Source organism: Ruegeria sp. CH6, from assembly GCF_056537005.1.
In genome coordinates, this window is sequence record NZ_JBQFQS010000008.1 from 153,466 (window position 1) to 170,919 (window position 17,454).

Consider the following 17,454-nt stretch of genomic DNA (forward strand, 5'->3'; position numbering starts at 1 on the left):
TAAAAAAGGTCGCCGATGCGGCTCCTTCTGATCGAGGACAATCTGAAACTGGCACATGCCATCGCAGAGCGGCTGCATCTGGATGGTCATGCCGTCGATCATGCTGAGTCGCTGGATGATGCTTCAACATGTATTGCGGTTGCAGATTACGATTTGATTTTATTGGATATTATGCTGCCAGATGGTGACGGTCGCGATTTTCTTGCCCAGCATCGCAAGGCCGCAAATCGAACCCCGGTCATCGTGATAACTGCGCGTTCAGCGGTGTCCGACCGGGTCGGATTGCTGGACCTCGGTGCCGATGACTACATCACAAAACCCTTCGATTTTTCCGAGCTTCAGGCCCGCTGCCGCGCCGTTCTTCGACGGCAGGGTGGCGTAGCGGTCAACCAACGAAGCTTTGAAAGCACAGTGCTTGATTCTACCGCCGGCGAGTTGCGGTTCGCGGGTAAATCTGTGGCTTTAAGAAATCGAGAGCTTCGCCTGTTGGAGGTGTTCTTCAATGCCCCGGGTCAGGTGTTTTCCAAGTCCTATCTGCTGGACCGGCTGTTTTCACTGTCTGACGAAGCCAGCGAGAATGCGATCGAAGTCTATGTGGGCCGATTGCGCAAGCGGTTGGAAGGTTCGGGTGCAACAATTGAAACGGTGCGGGGTCTTGGCTATCGGATCGTAGCTGCGTGAAGTTTCATGCCTCGATACGCCGCCGCCTGTTCTTTCAGCTTGCAGGTGTTGCTGCGCTGCTGTCGCTGACTTTCTTTTTTGTCGTCCGCGGTGTTGCCGAACGCGCGGCGGAGGGAACTCAAGATCAGGTTCTTGCAGCTTCGGCGATCGCGATGGCCGACAGCCTGCGGAACGAGGGTGGGGGCGTCACGCTGGATTTGCCCTACTCGTCACTCTCGATGCTGGGAACCGTGGGGCAGGATCGCGTGTTTTATCGCGTTGCCGTCTCGGGGCAAACGCTGACAGGATATGATGATCTTCCGGTTCCGACTGCCCTGCCACAACCGGGTGAGCCGGTGTTCGAAACCCTTATGTATCGAGGAGATGAAATTCGTTCTGTAACCTTGTTGCGCCCCATGGGCAGTGAGGCGAACCGGGCGCAAGCGTTTGTAACCGTTGCGCAAACCCGGGAAGGTCTGGAGACGATTTCCCGGCGGATCACCACACTCGCGACTGGTATTGGTGCCGGTTTCTTTGTGCTGGCGACTGCACTCAGTTTATGGGCGGCGGGATCGGCTCTCGCGCCGATCAATCGTCTGACCGGGGCCGTTACCCGCAGGGGGCCCAAGGATTTGCGTCCGGTGACAGCCGAGACCCCGCGCGAACTGTTGCCGCTGGTCGAGGCGCTCAACAGCTTTATGGGGCGCCTGCGGGCCTCTCTATTGCGTACCGAGGATTTTATCGCCGAGGCGGCACACCGGGTTCGTACGCCTCTTGCTACGGTGCGGGCGCAGGCAGAAGTCACTCATTTGAAGCTACGCAAACCGGAACACAAGCAAGCTATTCGCGAGATGATCCGAGCCATCGACGAAAGCGCGCGATCTGCCGGGCAGATGCTGGATCATGCCATGGTCACTTTTCGCGCTGACAGCCTTTTGCGAGAGGAACTGGACCTGAATGCAGTGGTCGAGGAGACTTGTGACAGGCTGGATCCGACCGCTGACCTGAAAGACATAGTCATCCATCGCGATTTGCCCGATCATGCGGTTTCGTTTCAGGGCGACCGTATTCTTTTGCAGGCGGCGGTGATGAATATTCTGGACAACGCTATCAAGTATTCTCCGGCAGACAGCGACATTACAGTTTCGGTGGTTGAGGGGGCAGAAACAAGTATTGCTGTGACCGACGAAGGGCGAGGGTTTGCAGATACCGATCTGTCGCGTCTGGTCAGTCGATATAAAAGGGGTGCCAATGTCGGGGATGTCGTCGGTTCGGGACTTGGTCTGACCATTGCCGCCGATGTCGCACAGGTACATGGTGGCAGACTATCCATCAGTTCAAACAAGGAGGGTCCAGGCGCATGCGTATCGCTGCTGTTACCGCGCTGATCCTGTTGTGGGTGTCACGTGCAGTCGTCGCGTTTGAAGTTGAGGATCACATCACCTATCCCGCAGCCAATGAAGGGTCTGTTCTGCGGATCATCTCTACCGCCGACCGCGAAGCCTTCGAGCCCATTATTACGGCCTTTCAGGCACAGCACCCGGGGGTGAAGGTCGAATACACGATCACCGGCACGACTAGTTTGATGCAGGCAATTGCCGAGGAAGAGGCAGTGTTTGACCTCGCTATCTCTTCGGCGATGGACCTTCAGACCAAACTCGCCAATGACGGTTTCGCCCAGAACTACGATGATGCCGAAACCGACCACCTGCCTGAATGGGCAAGCTGGCGAAATCAGATCTTCGCGTTTACGCAAGAGCCCGCCGTTTTGGTCGTGTCAGACGCCTTTTTCCCGGATGGAGATGCCCCACGCAGTCGCGACCAGCTAATCGCGCTGTTGCGTGAGAACCCCGAGCTTTTTCAGGGGCGCATTGGTACATACGACGTGCGGCAATCGGGTTTCGGTTATCTGATGGCCACGCAGGACAGTCGTAACAGCGAGTCGTTCTGGCGGCTTATGGAGGTGATGGGCAGGCTGGATGCCAAGCTCTATTGCTGTTCCGGCGATATGATCCGGGATGTGGCAAACGGAGAGTTGGCATTGGCGTATAACGTGCTGGGCAGCTATGCGAGTTCGCAGCAAAGCGGCGTCGATGGCTTCCAGATCATAGAATTCGAAGACTACGTGAATGTCATGCTGCGGACCGCGCTGATCCCCGAGACTTCTCCGAACCCTGAAGATGCCAACAAATTCATCGATTATCTGCTGGTGTTTGGCCAGAATCCGGACCTCGTGCTTGCATCCGGTCTGCCCGCGATCAATCCATCAGTGCTTCGAGATAACACCGCATTACGCCCTATTCGGTTTGGTCCCGGACTGCTGGTGTTTCTGGACAAGATCAGACGGGATAACTTTCTGAAAAACTGGGAAAGCTCCCTGTTTCAGGAATAACGGATTCTGCGAGAAGATGAATGTTCAGCTTAGGTGGACACAGGATTCTGAACTGTGGCGGGCCGGGATAACAGGGCGCGTTATCTACTGTTCGTTTGCCGCTTAGTCGGCAGGTTCTGTTGCAGTTCAGGTGACAGCACGCAAACAAAATCGCGCCAGAAAACTTGTTGAGACCCGGATCAGGTATGAATGTGAGGTGGCGCTGAACGGTGATACTAAAATAACTTTGTTTTCGTAGACAAAGTTAGGCCCACAACGCCTTTTCAATCACTTTCGTTGGTAGTAAGCATTCCACAAATCACTGTCAGAATTGCCGTATCAGGCATTTGGTGATGTGCGGGCGTGATGGAATGGTAGACATATCGGACTTAAAATCCGAAGGCCTTAGTGCCGTGTGGGTTCGAGTCCCACCGCCCGCACCAAGCTTGAGCTAAACCGGATAGCCAAGCTGAGAAATCAGTTTCCAGATATCTCGATTGGCCTTTGATAGCTGTGCAACCACGTCTTCGATTTCTTGCAGAGCGTTGTCATCTACGGTGTCTTCGCGCCCTAGCTTGATGTCGGTCTTTCGGTCGGCGATGCGCATCAGAATTGTCTTTGGGTTTCCGCTTTCCTGATCGAACGAATATATGCAGTGGTTATACTTGTTTCGTATCCCCGAAAGCTTTGTCAGGCGTTGAGTGTGTTCCAGGATGGGGTCGCGAACCTCTTCGGGTCGTCCTTCCATTTTTGCCAGACGCTCGACCAAGTCTATACGCGCACGTGTAGTATTCAGAGTCAGGAAAATGATCACTGCGACGTCCTTGTTGGTCCCGCTTAAGCCAGCGATCAGATGAATGAGCAGGCTTTCGGTATTGGTCCACATGTAATTTAGCCGCCCGACGAGCAGGATCAGACGGTCAAATTTGGTTTCGAAGTCGTCAGTCACAAGATATCTGCTGCGCCTCTTCTGGCGCGACCTCAAAGTAGAAATGTGCAGCGGCCGTGCGATTGTTGACACCGATTTTCCCTGACACATTGTGCATATGGAGTTTTACAGTGTGCTCCGTGATCCCCAGCTTGGCCGCAATCGTCTTGTTGCTTTTCCCCTGAGACACCAGGCGCAGAACTTGTTTCTCTCGCCGAGTGAGCTTTGAATAAAGAGGGTTCTTTCTGCTTGATGGGGGCGCATCTGGTTGTTGCGGAGATGCTCGATCGCGGTTGCGCGACTCAGAGGGTGAGCGAAGAACGCAATCGGCCAGGAAACTTGGCAAATACAGTTCCTCATGCATCAGCAGACGCAATATCGCACGCCACACATCCGGAGCAACATTCATCGGCAGGTATCCGATGTCGCCATATCGTCCACGATCCCAGTGTTCGAAAAGAAAACGGGCCGAATCGTCTTTGCGATATGCAAAGGCAAGACACCCAGAAGGTACGGCTTGCTTGTACTCGGATGGCCTGTTCAACAGGTCTTCGAGGTTCATCTGATCAACGACCAGAACCTTTCCGGATGTTGAGGCAAAGCTGGTCGGAGCTTTCACCGCATCAAGGCTGTCGCTGCGATAGGCTACAACTCCGAATTCATTTTGAACGCTTCTTAGGGTTTGATTTGAATAGAATAATTCTTTCCCAATGAAGCTTATTGACAGATCATCAGCACTTTCAATTTTGCAAGGAATACTGTTTTGCATAGAAATGCTCATTTTCCTTTCCCCCACTAACAAACTGCACCAATTCTTGCGCCCAAAATTGGCGGCATTTTTTTGTGGTGCGAAACTATTACAGACTCAATAAAATTACCCGGAACCATACCCGAAAGTTCCAATTTCAGCAACAGATTGTTGCTAAAAGCGATCCAAAATTAGAACTTTTGTATAGGCTGAATTTCAGTTTCTTAGGTTTAACCCCCGGAAAAATCATATTTTCCTGCTGTAGTCATAATGAGACTTCATGCGAATGACATTCTCCGAAGTGCGGCAGGTATTTTTCAATATTATATAATAAAAACAATTTAATAGAGGAAGTAGTACTTTCGGTTATCTATTCATCCCACAAATCTGCTGCAACCATGACAGGGCTTCAATTCGTGAAGTTTACTTGTACCTGACGTGTCTGCGGCCCGCGTATTTCCGCGTGAATTTGAGTGGTCACGTAATCGGCTTAGCCGAGAAAGGGGGGTGACAACAAATCTAGCTGAAAGACAAGGCCGCAGACATGCGCAAGTTTCGCGGGTGGATGCCAAATTCTGTTTCAACCGTGCCAAATATCGCTTTGTAGATGAATGGCGGTCTGGCGCATCAAAAATGGATAATTGTTATGCGACGCAATGTTAATAATACAAATGTAACGACCGTTGACGAAATTAATGTCGAAAACCTTGACGCGGACGTTGATGCCGAATTTCAGGTTGACGAAGCTTCAATCGAGGCCAATCTGAACGCTCAGCAGCAGGGTCAGACTGTAGAAAACACCAACGACAACCAGGATGAGCAAAACCAGGCTCAGGCTCAGGCGACCGAAGTCGCGAATGAGCAGGGTCAGGACCAAGGTCAGGATCAGGACCAGGGTCAGGCTCAGCAGCAGGGCCAGCAACAAGGCCAGCAGCAGTCGAACGTCAATGGTGGTGATGACAGCAACACTATCTCGAACAGCATCAACATCGATTTCGGTGAAGGTGAATGGATCCCGCGCGATGATGACCAGGTCGATCTGGACATTGGTGATTCAGCGTCAATCGGTGACGTAATTACCGCAGGTCGCGACCTGAGCTACGATCCAGGTGATGACATGAACCTGGATATCTCGTTGGATGGTGACGGAAACGATATGTCATCAGTCAACAATCAACTGGCAAATCTGAGTGACGATGACACTCTGGATTCACCGACCGTATCCAACAATGCCGATTTCAATCAGAACGGTAACGCCAATGGCGGCACCGCACATGCGGAAGAGGGCATTGGCTCATCGGCAGATGGCGGTAACTCCGGCGCCGGCGGCACCAGCTATGGTGGAGCAGCAGCTTCGGAAACCAATGGTAGCAATGCGTTTGCCCTTGGTGGTCACACCGGTAACGCAGGTGCAGGCGCACAGGGTGGCAACGGTGCCAGCTCGGGTAATGCCAACAACACCAGCTTGGGTCTGGGGCTGTCCGGCGCAGAAGCCAGTGGCGATAGCACTGCAGGTAACGGCGGAAACGCCAACAGCACATCAAGTGCCAACAATACCGGCACCTCGAGCGCTAGCGGTCAGGGTACTGGCGGTAATGGCGGCAGTGCGGATTCGTTCGGTCTTGGTCTAGGACTGGGTCTGTCTGGTTCAAATGCCGAAGGTAATGCGAATGGCGGTGAAAACGCCTCGGGTTCGCTGGCAGCTGGCCTTGGTTTGGCTGGAAATGACACTGACGCAGCAGGCTCAAACGGAGGAAACTCTGGCTCGTCGAACTCTGGCTCAGCGACGAACAACAGCACGGGTACGAACGAAGCCAATGATGCGACGGCTGGCAGCAATGGTGCCTCAGGCGCAGCAGGAAGCTCGGCTGGTAGTGGCGCAAGTGGTTCCGGTGGATCCGGTTCCGGCGGTTCGGGCTCCGGTGGTTCGGGTTCTGGCGGCGGCGGTACTGGCGGTGGCGGCACCGGTGGTGATGGTTCCGGCGGATTCTCGGGTATGGTTGAAGCGGCAGTCGCCGCGTTGAACCAGGAAATCGCAGATAGCCTTGGCGCGAATGCGGGATCCTCTGATGCCACAACCGGTGGCGGCGGAACTTCTGGCAATAACCCAGGTACCGGCGGCTCAGGAACTGGTGGCACAGGTACTGGTGGTGCAGGAACTGGCGGTGCCGGAAGCGGTGGCGCGGGATCCGGCGGTCCAGGTACTGGCGGTAATTCAGCTGCGAACTCCGGTGCGCAGGGTGTTGGCGATCAATCGGCAAGTGGCCCGAATATCGGTCAGAACCCAGGTGCTATCAGTGGCGCGGCAAATAACCCGCAAACGGCTGATTCAGCTGGCGGTGCCGGTGGTTCGAACGCTGCAAACGGTGCGGCGAACGGGTCGGGTAGCGGCACGTCAACAGCCGAAGGCGCAGGTGGCGCAGGCGGTACGACAACGCCGACAGCAACTTCGACCGGTAGCGGTGGTGGTTCTGCGGATGCGGCCAATACTGCCGGTGCGGGTGGCGCAGCTGACGTGTTTGCCGAATCTGCAACCGATGGTTCTGCCGATAGTCTCGCCGAAGCGATCGCCGGATACGGTGGCGCTGCAAACAGCGACAACGACGCCAACTCGACCGGTTCCGGTAGCGCGACAGGCGCGGCCAATACTGGTGCAGGTGGTGCCGGTGGCGCAGCAACGGCAACTGGCGGCACCAGCGGCTCGGCCATGGGAACAGCCACATCCGGCGATACCATGGGTGGCACGATCACCGGTGGTAGCGCAGCAGGCGCCTATTCGGGTGACGGCGGCGCTGGCGGTAACGGTGGTACGTGGGGTTCCAACAACGGTGGCGACGGTATCGTGACCGGAGAATCCTACGCCTCGGCAGCCGCGGTGGTTGATACGTCAGCATTCAACCAGTCGATCGTCATGGGTGCCAACGTGCTTGGTAACTCGGTTGACACGACCATGGTTGGTGGCTCGATGACTTCGACTTACTCGAGCGACGACACCGAAGCATAATCAAATATCGGGGACCGTATTGCGATCCCCGTTTCTGTTCTACGAAAACGCCGGGGCCGTTATGCGGCCTCGGCCCAACCAAGCCTAAACCGGAAATTTTCTGCCGGGCAGGGTGATAGGGATAATCGATATGGCACTCGACAGTGTTACAGAAACGATTGCACATTTTGTTGGAACTTTTGAGCTAACAATTGAACAAGCCCGCCTGAGGGATCAGTATGAAGAGTTCACCGCACTCAGGCGTAAGGCCGAAGTCGAAGAGCTGGAAGATCCGATTACGATACGGGTCAAGGCTGATTTGAAGCTTGATCCGGGCGAGTACGATCCTCTTCCCTACCGTTTCAAGACCCCACCCTCAGAGCCGGTATTACCGCCCCCGGTCGATGGACCGGTCAAGGAAACCATCATAGTGTTAGGCGAGCCGACGGCGGAAGGGCAGCTGGTCCCTGACAATCAATTAGGCCAGTCCGGTAATCTGGATTTCGTGATTATTCAGCAGCAACCGGAAATCGGAACACACGGATCTGCTGTCACCTACACAATGCAGACGCTGACCCTGAGCGACAACGATACCGTTGGGCAGGGAGATTTCAGAGATACAGAGACAATGATTGCCGAGGCAGAGGAAGCTCTGGACATGGCCCTGTCTCTGCACGCCATGTCGGCACCTTCGCTGGCGATTTCCGACTACATGTCATCTGACTATGTCGAGGGATTGGCCGAGCAGATGCAGACTCCGATGAATTCAGATGTCGAGGGTGTCACCATACATCAGTTCCATGGCGGTGACGCAATGGGCATCATCGTAAATGGAGAGCATGTCGAAGAGGCACCGGTCTGGTCGGAACTTCTGCCAGAGCATCATCAACCGGAAGAGGATGCAGAAGCGGAAGCAACCGCACATCTGCCTGATGAGTGGGATCAGTCCGAGGACCCGGAGTTTGACGATGGTCATACTGTGATCGTCGGAGGCAATTTGGCAATTAACGAGGTCGCGGCAAATGTTGCTTGGGTCGACGCTCCGTTTATCGCCGTTGGCGGGCAGGCCATTAGTCTCACGATGGTCAGTCAAGTAGCCGTTGTTTCAGATATGGATCAGGGCAATGCGGGGAGTGGCTCGGGGACCAATGTGGTCCAGTCCGCTCAGATCGAAGTCGAAGCCAAGGCCGCGCCCTGGCTGGCCCAGAGTACTGACGACGCAGAGCAACCCTCATTCCTGTCAGTGGATTGGATACATGGCGATCTGGTCGTGGCCAATTTTGTCAAACAGATGATCGATGCCACGGATATTGATCATATTCAGACCGAAATCTCAGCGGCTTCAACGTTATATGCGATGGGTGACAACGAGATGGTCAACGTCTCGGACCTGATCCAACTGGGAAGTTTTTATGATCTGATCATGATCGGCGGCGACATGATCTCGGTCGATATGTTGTTCCAGACATTGGTCTTGATGGATGACGACGTCGTAACCGGCGGCATGGCAGCTGGAACTGGTGGCGGAGACGACAATCTGGTCATGAACCAGGCCTCTTTGACCACAATTGGTGAGGACAGCGAAGGAGAGCTGAACGATAATCTCACTGAGGCCATGGCCCTGAGTGACATGGATCTCGCCGCTCTTGAGGAAGCACTGCTGAACGATCCCATGTTTGCGGGAATGGAACAGATGCGCGTTCTCAAGATCGACGGCAATCTGCTGCAAGTTAATATCGTGGAACAGGTCACAATGCTTGCAGATCAGGATGATGTGCATCTGTCTGGTCCAAACGGCGCAGAAACCGAGGTTCTTTCCGGAAGCAACGCAATGCTGAATGCAGCGAATATCACCAAGATCGGCGTCGACTCGACTGTTATGGCGGCCGGAGGCACGTATTCGGATCTGTTGCTGCATCAGGCCAGTTTGATCGAAATGCCCGAAAATGAGGAAAGCGAGGAACTTGCAAACGAGGCAATCGCTCTCCTGATGGAGGAAAGCGCCGGTGTTGCTGGTCAGGCAGGAATGGGCACTCAGGGTCCACAACTGACACCTTCAGAAATGCTAAGTCCCGATGATGGCCTGCAAAGCATGCTGGTCTGACTTCCCTGTTTGTTACGAGTGACCGGAAGGTTTATTTATGTCGATCGTTTTTTCGTCGCGCCGTACCCGATATGCCAGCCCGCTGGATCGGCACGGTGGGGGCGGTCCATTAACTCTCAGAGCCTGCGATCTGGTTAATCAGACAGATCAATCGAAATTCAAGCTCAGAAAGTCCAGGCTGAGGCTGACGCGGGAGATGCGCTTGCCAGAAACGGAGCAGACCCTGTCAGCATCGACCTGCGATGAAAGGAAACCTGAGCCCGATGAGGTTCAGGAAACTATCGAGGCTCATGAGCCTGAGTCGCCGAATGCGGCTACTGAATTAGAAGAGAAAGTAATTGCGACGAACTCACGATCAAGCGCCGAACCTCCCCTTCGGCGCGGACCGTCGCAGCCCGCGCCCAATACTGAAATGGCGGGCGGCGACAATGGGGTGGCCGATGCCGACAGCCCCGATCCGAAGACCGTGGAACAACCGACTGCGCGTATGACCCCCTCGTCCCAGTCGGCAGGAACGGATCGCATAGGCACCACTATCGAGGCCAAAGCAAATCAGCCTTTGCCCCGCACCGAAACGGGCGGTGGTGATGGCAAAGGGCCACCCCAAACCTTTCACAAGCGCACTCCGCCCGAAGATTTTCAACGGACGCTGCGCACCTCAATGCGGGCAATCTGGCGGAACCTGGCGTTTGTTCTGGTTCTGACTTGCGCAACCAATGTCCTGATCCTTGCGATCCCGATCTACCTGTTCCAGATCAGTGACCGTGTTCTGACCAGCCGATCGCTGGATACTCTGATCATGCTGACCGCGATTGTGGCAGGGGCGGTGATATTCCAATCGGCCTTTGATGCCGTACGCCGCTTCATGCTGATGCGCACCGCTGTTGAGGTCGCGGCCCGACTTGGCGCTCCGATCCTGAGCGCAGCGGCCCACGCGTCTTTGCACGGAACGGGCCGTGAATATCAGACTCTGGGTGATTTGCAGCAGGTACGCGGATTTCTCGTGTCGGGCACTCTGATTTCATTTCTGGATGTCCCCTTTGCGCCGCTGTTCATCCTGATGATCTTTCTTGTTCACCCTCAACTTGGAATGATCGTCATTTTTACAGCATTGCTGTTGATGATCATTGCGCTGATCAACCAGAAAATGACAGCCAAACCGTTTGCCAAGGCCAACATGGCGCAATCGCTGGCAAACCAGCATTTGGATTCGATGTCACGCAACAGCCAGATCATCAATGCGCTGGCCATGATACCCGAAGCTGTTCGTATCTGGGGACGGGACACAGCCCAGTCTCTGACGTGGCAGGTGAAAGCGCAGGATCGTAACGTTATCTTTGCAGCGATTTCGCGTGCAGTGCGTCTGCTGACCCAGATCGGAATTCTGGGCTGGGGCGCATTTCTTGCACTTCAGGGCGAGATAACGGGCGGTATGGTCATCGCTGCCTCAATCATTGCGGGACGAGCGTTTGCCCCGATCGAAGGATCGATTGAGGGATGGAACAATTTCCTGCTCACGCGTGGTGCGTTCGATCGGATCAATGCGCTGCTGAAAAACTCGGCGCTGCAATTCGAAAAACTGCGTCTGCCGCGTCCTGAAGGTCGGCTGGATGTCGAACGCCTGCTCTACGTACCGGGTGGTACCAAGCGGGTCGTTCTGAATGGAATTTCGTTTTCGCTGAATCCGGGTGAAACACTTGCGATTATTGGCAATTCCGGCGCAGGAAAGACGACACTGGGTAAAACTCTGGTTGGGTCGATCCTGCCCACGTCTGGCAGTGTCCGGTTGGATCTGATGGATATCCGAAACTGGGATCCGCGGCAGTTTGGTGAAAGCATCGGATATCTTCCGCAGGATGTGCAGCTGTTCCCGGGGACGATCAAGGATAACATCGGCCGAATGCGCAATGATGCGACGGATGAGCAGATCCACGACGCAGCTGTGCTTGCCGATGTTCACAACATGATCGCCACCTTACCGCAGGGATATGAGACCGTTGTAGCTGCCGACGGGACGCCGCTGTCGGGTGGTCAAAAACAGCGCATCGCACTAGCCCGAGCGTTTTTCGGGAACCCGCGTATGGTCGTGCTGGACGAGCCGAATTCGAACCTCGACGTCGCCGGTGACAAGGCGCTGGCCAAGGCTATCGAACAGGCCAAAGAAAGCCAGATCACCGTCGTGGTAATCACGCAAAAACCGACGCTTCTAAATGTGGTGGACAAGATCATGCTGCTGACAGACGGGCGAGTGGCTTTGTTTGGCCATCGTGAACAGGTTCTGCAGCAACTGAACGGTCCGCGTAAGCAGCCGGAAATTCAAGGATAGACAGGGGGAGAAGATGAACGAACTGGTTCGAGTTGAAGACTCCGCTGTCTGGTATTCTGAGGTGCCGAGATCAATAAACAGATTGGTCTTCATCGGGATCATAATGTTGATCGTTTGTTTTGGCGGGTTTGGTGTCTGGTCATTTCGTGCACCGCTCGCGGCGGCCGTAATTGCCCAGGGAAGCTTTGTCGCCACGGGTCGCAACAAGATCGTTCAGCATCTGGAAGGTGGGATTATCGAGGATATTCTGGTTACCGAAGGAGAGGCAGTACAAGCTGGTCAGGTATTGATGACACTTGATCAGACTTCGGCTGAGGCCAATGAACGCGAACTGTTCATTCGTAAAATACGTCTGCAAGCGATGGTGGAACGCCTGTTGGCTGAGTATGGCGAGCAAGAGAAATTGACCTTCTCAAATGATCTTGTTGAAGCCTCTGATGATGTGGAGGTCATGACCATTCTGGACAGCCAGCGCCTGAGCTTTGAAGTCTCACGCAAGACACTTTTGAACGACATCGCTTTACTAGAGCGAAACATGGAAGCCCTTAAAATTCGCGCAAGCGGGTTCGAGGCACAGCTTAGCAGCATGCAGCGGCGCCAGGATATCCTTCAGGAGGAATACGACACAAAGAACTCGCTGTTCGAAAAGGGTTTGGTCCGCAAAGGTGATCTGAACACGATCCGTCGCGTTCAGGCCGAGGCCGATGGACAACTCGCGCGGCTAAAGGCCGAAACAGCCGAGGTGAATCAGATGCTGCTGAAGTACGAAGAACAGATCTCGCGTACTCGATCAGCTTACAGAGAGGCGGCACTGGATGAGTTGGGCGTGATCGAAGCCGATCTCGAGAGTGTACGGGAAAAGGCTCGACAGGCGCGTAGTGTTCTGGATCGTGCCGTGGTTCGGGCACCGGTTACCGGAACTGTTGTGCGGCTTCATTACCACACGCCCGGTGGTGTCATCGAAACGGGTGAGCAGATCGCAGAGATCCTGCCAGCCGATGCGCCACTGATCATCGAAGCACAAATTCCGCGTACAGAAATCGACAGTGTTGTCACAGGGCAAAATGCCACCGTCCGTCTTGTCGCGTTGAACCAGCGCACAACCCCAGTGCTGAGTGGCGAGGTCTTCTATGTTTCAGCAGACGCATTGCTGGAGGAGGCCGCAGGGGTTCCGCAGGAAGTGTATCTGGCACGCATTTCGCTAACTCCGGATGAGATGGAGCGGGTTCGTGGCTTTGTCCCGACGCCAGGGATGCCGGCCGAGATCATGATCCAGACCGAAGAACGGACCTTTGCCGCCTATATCGCCAAACCAGTGGTCGACAGTATGTCACGTGCATTCCGTGAACATTAGTCCGACCTGTAGGCTTACAACAGCTACACCTTCAAAAAACGGCATGTTAGCATCTCGCGAATCCAATTGGGAGAGCAGGACATGCCACTGACAGTCAAAGACATGATGGAAGCCGCCAATGCGGTCGTCGAACGCATCGATATTTCCAAGGCAAGGGATTTGTTGGCGCAAGGTGGGCTGTTGCTGGATATTCGCGATGCGCCCGAACTCGAACGGACGGGCAGGGCTGTCGGTTCTCATCATATTCCACGGGGAATGTTGGAGTTTCGGGCCGATCCAAATGTGCAGTCCCATGATCCGGAATTGCGTAAAGATCGTCCGATCATTCTGCATTGTGCTTCGGGTGGACGGGCTGCGCTGGCCGGCAAGCTCTTAAAAGACATGGGGTATGAAAAGGTCTACAACCTTGGTGGCTTCTCGGACTGGGCCAATGCTGGCGGCGAGATCATTGGACCTGTCGATGCAGGGATGTAGCATTTCGATCTGATACAAATCAAAGCCAGATGTATTCGCGGGTTCTAATGTGATGGTCAGAAGTCAAGCAATGGGACGACTGACCATGATACGCCTCGCAGCCATACTATACTCACTGATTTCAACCGCACTTGCCGGGTCTGCCGTTATCGCAGTTCTGTCAGCCGGATTGGTTTCGACCATGGCTATCGTTTCAGCAGCGGCCGTCGGCTTTGTGGTGGCTGCACCGGTCTCATGGCTTGTTGCGCGGCGCCTGTATCAGGGTAATGCATCCTGATCAGGCGTTCAGGAATGTCCTGACAGCTGCTTCGAATTCTCTTGGTTTCTCGGCGTGAAGCCAATGGCCTGCGCCGGGAATTTTGGCAAACCGCGCATTTGGGAATAGTGCCCGGATAATCTCGCGATGTTCGGGCATCACATAGTCTGAATCGGCACCTGACAGAAACAGCACAGGTCCGGTCCATGAGGTATCGATTTCCGGGAATCCCATGATGTTCGGCATCTGGTCCGCCAGAACATCCAGATTCAATCTCCATCGCTTACCAGAGACATCCAGAGATTGCGTGAAGAAACTCTGCAGTGCCTTTTCAACACCAAGCTCTGCCAGTTGTGCTTCGACGTCTGATCGACGCTCTACGCGAGACATGTCCACTGCACGCATCGCTTCGATGTATTGTATTTGGCTATGACCGTAGCTGACCGGGGCAATGTCGGCGACCACCAGTTTATTCACCAATGCCCCATGCTGCAGAGCCAGCGTCATTGCCGCTTTGCCGCCCATCGAATGGCCGATTACGTCCGCCTTGCCGCCAATGCTCTCAATCACTTCGGCCAAATCCTGTGCCAGATGAGGATAGTCATGGTGGCTGTTCCACATGCTGTAGGCATGGTTGCGCATATCAACCGCTACGACCTGACGTTCATCAGAAAGACGGCGGGCAATGACGCCCCAGTTGCGGGCTGATCCATAAAGACCATGAGCGATAATCAAGGGCGGGCGATCTGTTGGTTCGCCATGAATGATCGTGTTCAGCATGGTTTCGTGATACCTGCCGCCGAGCGGAACAACCAGCCCCATTGTCGGCACTTGTGGGCGAGGTTAAAAGACCTGACAGGAGGCACCTCATGTCGCAGGAAACCGATATTCAGACCCAGATCGCTGAGACGATCGTTTTGCTGCGCAAAAAGCTTGGGGTGCGTGACAAGACATTGGCGGCTTCGGTGAGGCGTGCCAAACGGCGTCTTCCGCGCAAAATCTACAAGCAGGCCATGCTACTGGCCGGGGCCGAACAGATGTCGGAACACCCCAAATTGCGCCTGACACTGGATACCCCAAGGTTGGAACAGGCTTCTCATGACGTTCAGACGCATTTGCGAGCCATCAATCTGGCTGATCGTAGATGGGGTTGGTTCCTTGGATTGCTCGGCAGTCTGGCTTTCAACATGCTGGCGCTGACGACACTGCTGCTTGTTTTTCTGTGGTGGCGCGGGTTGATCTGAGCATATCTTTCGGCCTATCCGCATCCTTGTGAACAAAGTTCAAGGTTGAGGGCGGCATGTCATCCAAATCCCAGATCAGACGCGAGCAGTTGCGCGAAAAGCTGACCGAAGCGGCTGAGATTCGTATCGCACGTGATGGAATCTCGGATCTGAGGGCACGGGATCTTGCCAAAGATGCCGGGTGTGCCTTGGGTGCGATCTATAACGTCTTCGATGATCTGAACGCCATCGTGATGGCCGTGAACGGCCGTACGTTTAAACGCCTGGGTGAGGCTGTAAGCGGTTCCTTTGATGGCAGTGAAGAACCCGTTCAGCGGCTGATTGTCATGAGTACGGCCTATCTTCATTTTGCGGATCAAAACACATTGCTCTGGCGCGCGCTTTTTGATCTGCAGATGTCAGAGGATGGTCCAGTGCCTGATTGGTATCGCAACGCGCTCAAAGGCCTGTTTGCATTTATCGCAGAACCAGTGGGGCAGTTGTTTCCCGAATATGACAATGTTGAGCGTGAGCTGATGACACGCGCGTTGTTTTCGTCGGTGCATGGGATCGTGACCCTTGGTTTGGAAAACCGGATATCCGGAGTACCTCCGGAACAGATCGAACGGATGATCACACAGGTCCTTTCCCGAATTGGAAACAAATAGTTTCCTGAACATCGTTCAATAAAATACTTGAACGATGTTCACGTGTTTGCTACATCCAAATTGTGAACGATGTTCATGAATTGGAGGAACGCATGTTCGGTACATTGAAGACCTTGATAAACGGTGCAAATGCCCGGGCCGAAGACCGCCTGCGCGACACTTACTCGATTGAATTGATCGACCAGAAGATCCGCGAAGCGGACCAAAATCTGAAGGCGGCGAAACTGACGCTCGCCAGTCTGATCCAAAGAAAGCGTAACGAAGCGCGGCAAGTGGATGTGCTGCAAAGCCGCATCGACGATTTAATGGCGCGTGCTGAGCAGGCTTTGGCCGATGGTCGTCAGGACATGGTGCAAAGTGCGACTCAGGCTGTGGCGGATCTGGAAAACGAAAAAACCATCCGCACACAAACCGTCGATCGGCTGGAAACCCGGGTTCTGCAGTTGCGCCAGACAGTCGAGGCTGCGAACCGCCGCATTCTGGATCTCAAGCAGGGGGCAATCTCGGCGCGTGCGGTCAAGCGAGAGCAGGGTTTGCAGAAGCGATTGAACCGTCATCTGGGTGGTGACAGCCCTATCGATGAAGCGGAAGGCCTGATCAATCGCGTAATGCAACAGGACGATCCGTTCGAACAGTCGGAAATCCTGCGGGAAATCGACACCGGGCTGGATCACACCAACGTTGCCGAGCGCATGGAAGAGGCAGGGTACGGGCCAAAGACCCGGTCCACCGCCGCCGATGTACTGGCTCGCCTCAAATCAAAATCGAACGACTAAGCCTTTCAACCAACTCATACTGAAAACGGAGAATTCAAATGACTCATCAAAATGAAAACGGCCTGATCCTGATGCTGAACGGTGCTGGCGTTGTTGTCGCCTACGCGTTGTTGGGAATTTCGCTGTACCTGTCCACGGAAGTTCCTTTGGCAACCAAAGGCTATTGGGGCATGGGCATCGTTCTGCTGACGCTGAGCCTGATCAACGTGGTTAAGTATCGCTTTGACGCACGTTCGGCAGAGGACCGCATAAATCGGATTGAAGAAGCACGTAATGAGAAGCTGCTGGAAGACGTTCTGAAGGACCCGACCTCCGACGTTTGATCCGGAGCTCTGATCAATACCCCAAGAACAAAAAAACGGCGCCGGAGTGGCGCCGTTTTCTTTGATTGATCGTAGCCCTTAAAGGTTTGGATATATAGGGAAACGTTTGCAGAGTTCTGCGACCTCGGCCTTGACCTTGGCCTCGACCGCGCCGTTGCCGTCTTCGCCATTGGCGGCCAGACCGTCGACAACCTCGATGATCCAGTCCGCGATCTGGCGGAATTCGATCTCGCCAAAGCCGCGGGTGGTGCCGGCGGGGC

16 protein-coding genes, 1 tRNA gene and 1 pseudogene are annotated in these 17,454 nt (G+C 54.5%); 14 read left to right on the plus strand and 4 right to left on the minus strand.

Going from position 1 to position 17,454, the window contains the following annotated elements; all coding sequences use genetic code 11:
• Window positions 1-15 precede the first annotated feature (15 nt).
• The 4 genes from ACR0CW_RS16250 (at window position 16) to ACR0CW_RS16265 (ending at window position 3,474) form a co-directional block, all read left to right on the plus strand.
• Window positions 16-681, plus strand: coding sequence for a response regulator transcription factor (locus tag ACR0CW_RS16250; protein WP_155148178.1), 666 nt, complete (start codon window positions 16-18; stop codon window positions 679-681).
• Window positions 678-2,048 carry a sensor histidine kinase gene (locus ACR0CW_RS16255; RefSeq protein WP_480788603.1) on the plus strand — a complete coding sequence of 457 codons (1,371 nt, stop codon included), beginning with the start codon at window positions 678-680 and terminating at the stop codon, window positions 2,046-2,048. The genes ACR0CW_RS16250 and ACR0CW_RS16255 overlap by 4 nt, the downstream gene beginning before the upstream one ends.
• A complete protein-coding gene (locus tag ACR0CW_RS16260; protein ID WP_480788604.1) occupies window positions 2,021-3,052 on the plus strand; it encodes an ABC transporter substrate-binding protein in 1,032 nt (343 codons plus the stop codon). Before ACR0CW_RS16255 ends, ACR0CW_RS16260 begins: the two co-directional genes overlap by 28 nt.
• Window positions 3,053-3,388: 336 nt before the next feature.
• A tRNA-Leu gene (locus ACR0CW_RS16265) sits at window positions 3,389-3,474 on the plus strand.
• An 8-nt stretch (window positions 3,475-3,482) separates the two neighbouring features.
• On the opposite strand, the gene ACR0CW_RS16270 is transcribed toward ACR0CW_RS16265, so the two are convergent.
• On the minus strand, window positions 3,483-3,980 hold the full coding sequence (locus ACR0CW_RS16270; RefSeq protein WP_170335371.1) for a hypothetical protein: 498 nt from the start codon (window positions 3,978-3,980) through the stop codon (window positions 3,483-3,485).
• A complete protein-coding gene (locus ACR0CW_RS16275) occupies window positions 3,973-4,740 on the minus strand; it encodes a helix-turn-helix transcriptional regulator (RefSeq protein WP_480788605.1) in 768 nt (255 codons plus the stop codon). The genes ACR0CW_RS16270 and ACR0CW_RS16275 overlap by 8 nt, the downstream gene beginning before the upstream one ends.
• A gap of 613 nt (window positions 4,741-5,353) precedes the next feature.
• On the opposite strand from ACR0CW_RS16275, the gene ACR0CW_RS16280 reads away from it, so the two are divergent.
• The 6 genes from ACR0CW_RS16280 to ACR0CW_RS16305 all read left to right on the plus strand — a co-directional run bounded on the left by ACR0CW_RS16280 (window position 5,354) and on the right by ACR0CW_RS16305 (window position 14,225).
• Window positions 5,354-7,711: a hypothetical protein gene (locus ACR0CW_RS16280; protein WP_155148183.1), complete on the plus strand. Its 2,358-nt coding sequence runs from the start codon at window positions 5,354-5,356 to the stop codon at window positions 7,709-7,711.
• 130 nt (window positions 7,712-7,841) lie between these two features.
• Window positions 7,842-9,794: a type I secretion protein gene (locus tag ACR0CW_RS16285; protein WP_480788606.1), complete on the plus strand. Its 1,953-nt coding sequence runs from the start codon at window positions 7,842-7,844 to the stop codon at window positions 9,792-9,794.
• A 37-nt stretch (window positions 9,795-9,831) separates the two neighbouring features.
• A complete protein-coding gene (locus ACR0CW_RS16290; protein ID WP_480788607.1) occupies window positions 9,832-12,120 on the plus strand; it encodes a type I secretion system permease/ATPase in 2,289 nt (762 codons plus the stop codon).
• Between the two features lie 13 nt (window positions 12,121-12,133).
• Window positions 12,134-13,474 carry an HlyD family type I secretion periplasmic adaptor subunit gene (locus ACR0CW_RS16295; RefSeq protein WP_170335360.1) on the plus strand — a complete coding sequence of 447 codons (1,341 nt, stop codon included), beginning with the start codon at window positions 12,134-12,136 and terminating at the stop codon, window positions 13,472-13,474.
• 81 nt (window positions 13,475-13,555) lie between these two features.
• Window positions 13,556-13,948: a rhodanese-like domain-containing protein gene (locus tag ACR0CW_RS16300; RefSeq protein WP_155148191.1), complete on the plus strand. Its 393-nt coding sequence runs from the start codon at window positions 13,556-13,558 to the stop codon at window positions 13,946-13,948.
• 85 nt (window positions 13,949-14,033) lie between these two features.
• Entirely contained in the window at window positions 14,034-14,225 is a 192-nt protein-coding gene (locus ACR0CW_RS16305) for a hypothetical protein (protein ID WP_155148232.1), read from the plus strand.
• Here ACR0CW_RS16305 and ACR0CW_RS16310 read toward each other — a convergent pair whose 3' ends face one another.
• Window positions 14,226-15,026: an alpha/beta fold hydrolase gene (locus tag ACR0CW_RS16310; RefSeq protein WP_480788608.1), complete on the minus strand. Its 801-nt coding sequence runs from the start codon at window positions 15,024-15,026 to the stop codon at window positions 14,226-14,228.
• A 47-nt stretch (window positions 15,027-15,073) separates the two neighbouring features.
• Between ACR0CW_RS16310 and ACR0CW_RS16315 the strand changes: the two genes are divergently transcribed.
• The 4 genes from ACR0CW_RS16315 to ACR0CW_RS16330 all read left to right on the plus strand — a co-directional run bounded on the left by ACR0CW_RS16315 (window position 15,074) and on the right by ACR0CW_RS16330 (window position 17,194).
• On the plus strand, window positions 15,074-15,448 hold the full coding sequence (locus ACR0CW_RS16315) for a hypothetical protein (protein ID WP_155148194.1): 375 nt from the start codon (window positions 15,074-15,076) through the stop codon (window positions 15,446-15,448).
• A gap of 56 nt (window positions 15,449-15,504) precedes the next feature.
• On the plus strand, window positions 15,505-16,095 hold the full coding sequence (locus ACR0CW_RS16320) for a TetR/AcrR family transcriptional regulator (protein WP_155148196.1): 591 nt from the start codon (window positions 15,505-15,507) through the stop codon (window positions 16,093-16,095).
• A 92-nt stretch (window positions 16,096-16,187) separates the two neighbouring features.
• Window positions 16,188-16,871: a PspA/IM30 family protein gene (locus tag ACR0CW_RS16325; protein ID WP_480788609.1), complete on the plus strand. Its 684-nt coding sequence runs from the start codon at window positions 16,188-16,190 to the stop codon at window positions 16,869-16,871.
• A 38-nt stretch (window positions 16,872-16,909) separates the two neighbouring features.
• On the plus strand, window positions 16,910-17,194 hold the full coding sequence (locus ACR0CW_RS16330; RefSeq protein ID WP_155148199.1) for a YiaA/YiaB family inner membrane protein: 285 nt from the start codon (window positions 16,910-16,912) through the stop codon (window positions 17,192-17,194).
• A 78-nt stretch (window positions 17,195-17,272) separates the two neighbouring features.
• On the opposite strand, the pseudogene glyA reads toward ACR0CW_RS16330, so the two are convergent.
• A pseudogene (gene glyA / locus ACR0CW_RS16335) lies at window positions 17,273-17,454 on the minus strand (serine hydroxymethyltransferase); the annotation flags it as partial.